Here is a 5,274-nt window from a genome sequence, read left to right on the forward strand (position 1 = left end):
GGTGGAGGCGGGGACGCCGTGGGTGCGTACGGCTTGGCGGAAGGTGTCGCGCACGATGGGGCCGGTGACGCGGGACCAGGCGGTCACGTGCAGGGCGTAGCGGGAGTGGTCGTCCAGCCAGGTGAGGATCTCGGTGTCGGTGCCATCGGCCAGGCGGTAGTGGGTGAAGTCGGCCTGCCAGGTTTCGTTCGGCAGTTCGGCTTGGAAGCGGATGTAGGACGAGCGTGGCCGCTTCTTGGGGGCCGGGGTGATGAGGCCATGACGGGTCAGGTAGCGGCTGATCGTGGCCCGCGACACTTTCCGCTGGTGGTGGTGTTGCAGGTGCCAGGCGATCGTTTCGGGCCCGGCGTCTAGCCCCTGCTCGGACAGCTCTTTGCGGATCCGGATGATCAGCTCCACCGTCCCGGCGTCGATCGCGGCCGGAGAGGTATGCGGGCGCCGTGACCGCGGCTCGAACGCGGTCGCGCCCTCGGCCCGGTACCGGGCGACCAGCTTCGACACCCACCCCTTCGACACCCCGTAAGTGCGGGCGACCTCGACCTGGGAACGGCCCTCAACGAGGCTTCGCCCCCCACGCCCCCAAGGGCGCCCCTGTTTTGACGTCTCCTGTTGTCCGTCATGGGGGGGTTGCGAGTACTTCGGTGATGGTCTTGGCGAGTAGTTGCGGGGCTTGGGCGTGGGCCAGGTGGGCCTGGTTCGGGAGGCGGACGAGCTGGGCTTGGGGCAGGGTTTGGGCGAAGCTCTCGAACGCGGTGCCGTAGGGCGGGGTGCCCGCGTTGAGCTCGCCCAGGAGCAGGGTGACCGGTGGGGCGATGTCGCGGTACTTCTCGTAGGCGGGGTGGTGGTCGTTGATGGCGGCGAGTTCGTCGGCCAGCGGGGCGGCGAGGGGGCGCAGGACCTGCCAGACGGGGTCCTGACGCAGCGCGGCCACGTACTCCGCGCTGAAGCCCGACACGGTGGTGTTGACGATCTCCACCGCACGGTCGAGGTCGCCACGGCCGATGGCCTCGCGCAAGAAGGACACCGCCTCCGGGGCGAACGGGTGCGCGACCGGCTCGTACATGGTGAGTGTGCGCAGTCCCCCGCGCTCGGTGGCGGCGTCGGCGGCGATCAGGCCGCCGTAGCTCCAGCCGAACAGGTGCGCGGGTTCGCCGAGCGCGTCGAGCACCTGGTGGAGGTCGTCGATCTCGGTTCGCACGGTGTAGCCGGCGCCGAGCGGGCCGCTGGGCGTGCGGCCTCGCCGGTTGATCACGATGACCGGGTTGGGAAGGGTGATCCCGTCGACGACGGGCTGCCAGGTGGCGGCGTCGGCCATGACGCCGGGCAGGATGACGAGGGGCGGGCCGTCGCCGTCGCGTGTCCGGGCGCTGATGGCCGTGCCCTTGTGGTCGAACGTGATCGTTCGCATGCCGAGGCCTCTCGACTGGGTGGACGGGTCAGATCGCCGTGAAGCCGGGCAGCGTGCCCAGCAGCGGTATGGCGACGAGCGTGCAGACCGTCATGGACACGACGTTGCCGATGAACGGGTGGAAGTCCGCGGGCAGTCGTCGGGAGATCCACGCGGCCAGCGGCGGGCCGGCGAGTGCGCCGAGCACGGCCCCGGCGACGACGGCCTGGACGGTGGACCCGTACGTCAGCACGGTCGCCGGGGCGACGGAGACGACCGGCACGAAGGTGGGGTACCAGCCGTCTTCGGCCCAGCGCCGCCGGTAGACCAGGACCCCGACCGTGGCGGCGATGACCTGCGCTGTCAGCAGGGCGGGCAGCATGCCGCCGCCGTACACTGGCGTCAGCGGGTTGAGCAGGAAGGTCAGTACGGTGCCGCCGACCAGGCCGATCGAGGCGAGTTCGTTGCCGTAGAACTGGGCCTCGGTGAAGTCGGCCAGGACACGCCGCACCACCCAGCCCGGTCCCTGGTCCGGCCGCGACGCGGCGGGGCCGTCCGGTGAGTCGGGTGCCGGCGTGGAGCGCGCGGCCAGGGTGGGCGGCATCCACGGCAGGTGGCGGCACAGCGCGAAGGCGATCAAGGCGCCGACCCACATGCCGGTGACGTTGCCGATCACCGTGGGCAGGTGCAGCGGCAGGCAGAAGCAGTTGACCACCAGCAGCGCGACCGGGGTGGTCAGGGCGGCGCCGAGCACGGCGCCGGTCGTCGCGACCGTCCGGCCCGCCCCGTAGATCAGGACGATGGCCGGCGGGACCGAGACGAACGGCACGAAGGTGGGCTGCCATTCACCGGACGCGGGCAGCGTCCAGCCCCAGGCGACGTCGGACAGCAGCAGGCCGAGGAGGGCGGAACCGACCAGCCACGGCCACAGGCCGGTGCCGTACGCGACGGGGAATCCCGCCCAGCGACGGCCGCGCCTCCAGGCGACGTGGGCGACCCAGCCGCCCGCGAGCATGCCCAGCCCGCCGAGGGCGGTCTTGAAGAACTCCGCCTCGGTGGTGTCGCCGATCCACCACCGCAGGAACTGCGGGACCCGGGCGTACGCCTGCCGCTGCCAGTGGGCGTAGCCGGGCAGGAGGTGGGGCAGCCGGCCGGTCACGCGGGTGAGCGCGACGGCCGCCGCGGCGGTGACCCCGATCAGGAGGAGTCCGGCGAGCCACTGCCCGGCCGTCGCGGACGCGGTCGTGGGGGCCGGGCGGGTGACGCGTTCGGTGGACATGAGCCCTTCTTCCTTCAGCGGGGGAAGGCGTCGCCGCGGCGGTAGCCCAGGAGCGGGTCGTACAGGTCGGTACGGCGATCGCGGGCGAGGTCGTTGAGGTCGTTCCAGATGAGCGCCGAACGCGCGGCGACCAGGTCGAGGTCCGCGTACACGATCGTTTCGTCCTCGGCCGGCGCGACCGGGCCGATCGGCCACCCGTTCGTGCCGGTGATGAGCGAGCAGCCGAGGAACTTGCCGCCCCGCTCCTCCCCCACCCGGTTGGCGGCCACGAACGCGACGTTGTTGACGTGCGAGGCGGTCATCGTCAGGTAGGAGGCCATGCACCGGCCGGCCTCGTCGAACAGCGGCGGCGGCGTCCACACCCAGTTGTTCGCGCTGCAGATGACGTCGGCGCCCTGGACGGCCAGCAGCCGCGCCGCCTCGGGAAACCAGATGTCCCAGCAGATGAGCAGGCCGATCCGGCCGATTCTGGTGTCGAACACGGGAAAGCCCAGATCGCCCGGGGTGAAGATCAGCTTCTCGCGGTCCCACAGATGGGTCTTGCGGTACTTGCCGATCAGCCCCTCGGGGCCGATGAGCACGGCGGTGTCGAACAGCCGTACCCCGTCGCCGTCCTGCTCGGTCAGGCCGCCGACCAGGTAGAGGCCGCGCTCCCGGGCGAGCTGGGTCCACGCCTGCGTGGTCGGGCCGTCCGGCACGTGCTCGGCGTGGGCGTACGCCTCCTCGCGAGTGGCGAACGCGTAGCCGGTGTTGGCCAGTTCGGGCAGCACGACCAGGGTCGCTCCCCGGTCGGCGGCCTCGTTGACCAGGTCCAGCGTCCGTTGCAGGTTGCGGTCCTTGTTCTCCAGGCCGACCTGGGGGTCGAACTGGATGGCGGCGGCCATCACCGGGCTGGTGGCGTCCAGAGGAGGGGTGGACATGGCGGGTTCCCTTCAGTGCGGGGACGGTACGGACAGGTCGGTCTCGGGGGTCGCGTCGTACAACTCCTGCGCCACGGCCAGCAGCAGGTCCTCGCCTCCGGCCGGCCCGACCAGTTGCAGGCCGACGGGCAGCCCGTCGACCAGCCCGGCGGGCACGCTGACGGCGGGCAGTCCGAGCACGCTCCAGGGGCTGGTCAGCGCCAGCAGGGCCGTACGGACGTCGGGGACGCCGTCCGTACGCCGGGCGCCCAGCGGCGGTGCGGTGATCGGCACGGTGGGCAGGGCCAGCAGGTCATGGCCGCGCAGCAGCGCGGTGATCGCGTCGCGGGAACGTTCGCGCAGGTCGCGTGCTCGTACATACTCCCAACCGCGCACGCGGGCGGCCCCGCGGAGCCGTTCGGCGACCTCCTCGTCGTACAGGTCGGCGGCGGTGGCCATCCGGTCGGCGTGCACGGCGTAGACCTCGCTGCTCTGAATCGTGTGGTACGCCCGCGCCAGCGCGGCGGCGCCGGGAACGGTCACCTCCTCCACCGCGAACCCGCCGCCGGCCAGGCACCGCATAGCCGTGTCGGCCACCTGGGGCCAGGCGGGGTGGATCACGTCCGGCGGTATCCAGCCGACCCGCCGGGCACCGCCGGGTCCGGTCGCCGTACGGCCGGAGAGCACGTGCCAGAGCAGGCGGCAGTCCGCGGCGGTACGCGCCAGCGGTCCCACCGTGTCCAGGGACGGCGCCACCGGGTACACGCCGTCGAGCGGCACGGCGCCGTGGGAGGGTTTCAGCCCGACGACGCCGCACAGGGCCGCCGGGATGCGCACCGATCCGCCGGTGTCGGTCCCGACGCTCGCCGGGACGACGCCGGCGGCCACCACGGCCGCCGACCCGCTGCTCGACCCGCCTGTCATGCGGTCGGGCCGGTACGGGTTGCGCGTCGCTCCGTTCGCCGCGCGGTCGCCCGTGGGCCCGTACGCGAACTCGTGCGTCGCGGTCTTGCCGATGATGACCGCGCCCGCCGTACGCAATCGCCGTACGCAGGTCGCGTCCCGGTCCGGCACCCGGTCGGCGAAGTGCCGCGAACCCATCGTGGTGCGCAGCCCGGCGGTGTCGACGACGTCCTTGACCGCCACCGGAATTCCGTGCAGCGGGCCGCGGTCCACGCCCGCCGCCAGTTCCTCGGCGGCGCGACGGGCGGCCGCCCGCGCCCCGGCCGCGTCGAGGGTGACGAACGCGTTGAGCTCCGGTTCGAGGCGGGCGGCCTCGGCGAGCGCCTGTTCCGCGAGGTCCTGCGGGGACACGCGGCCGGCGCGCAGTTCGGCGGCCAGCGCGGTCACGGTGTGCCGGGCGAAGTAGCCCGCTCCCGCCGGAGACGGCAACCGGCTCACCGGGCCCACCGCGCGTGGCACCGGACCGGAGGCGCGCTGCGTCCGGCGCCGGTGACGTTCTGGCGGCATCGCACCGCTTCACCTCCTCACCCAAACGTTTGGGTGCAGGAGAGCCGCTACCCAAACGTTTGGCACAAACGTTTGGGTAGTATGAAAGGCGCAGGTCGCTGAACTGTCAAGGGTCGGAATGAAAAGATCGCTGCCGGCGCGACACCACGAGAGGCGGGACCAGGGTGGCTCGAACCGGGCAACGGCATGCGACGTTGCGTGCGATCGCGGAGTCGGCCGGGGTCGATGTCTCCACGGTG

Annotated in this window: 4 protein-coding genes and 1 pseudogene; all 5 read right to left on the reverse strand. The window is 72.4% G+C overall.

Features of this window, described 5'->3' with window-relative positions:
- Nucleotides 1-543, reverse strand: a pseudogene (locus ABEA10_RS51510) (helix-turn-helix domain-containing protein); the annotation flags it as partial.
- A 73-nt stretch (nt 544-616) separates the two neighbouring features.
- Nucleotides 617-1,408: an alpha/beta fold hydrolase gene (locus ABEA10_RS00015; RefSeq protein WP_345455492.1), complete on the reverse strand. Its 792-nt coding sequence runs from the start codon at nt 1,406-1,408 to the stop codon at nt 617-619.
- A 28-nt stretch (nt 1,409-1,436) separates the two neighbouring features.
- Nucleotides 1,437-2,666, reverse strand: coding sequence for a hypothetical protein (locus ABEA10_RS00020; RefSeq protein WP_345455495.1), 1,230 nt, complete (start codon nt 2,664-2,666; stop codon nt 1,437-1,439).
- Nucleotides 2,667-2,680: 14 nt separating this feature from the next.
- Complete coding sequence (locus ABEA10_RS00025) at nt 2,681-3,586, reverse strand: nitrilase family protein (protein ID WP_345455498.1); 906 nt, start codon at nt 3,584-3,586, stop codon at nt 2,681-2,683.
- 12 nt (nt 3,587-3,598) lie between these two features.
- Nucleotides 3,599-4,966, reverse strand: coding sequence for an amidase (locus ABEA10_RS00030; protein ID WP_345455501.1), 1,368 nt, complete (start codon nt 4,964-4,966; stop codon nt 3,599-3,601).
- Between the last annotated feature and the right edge of the window lie 308 nt (nt 4,967-5,274).

This window comes from Actinoallomurus oryzae (assembly GCF_039541955.1).
GTDB lineage: Bacteria > Actinomycetota > Actinomycetes > Streptosporangiales > Streptosporangiaceae > Actinoallomurus > Actinoallomurus oryzae.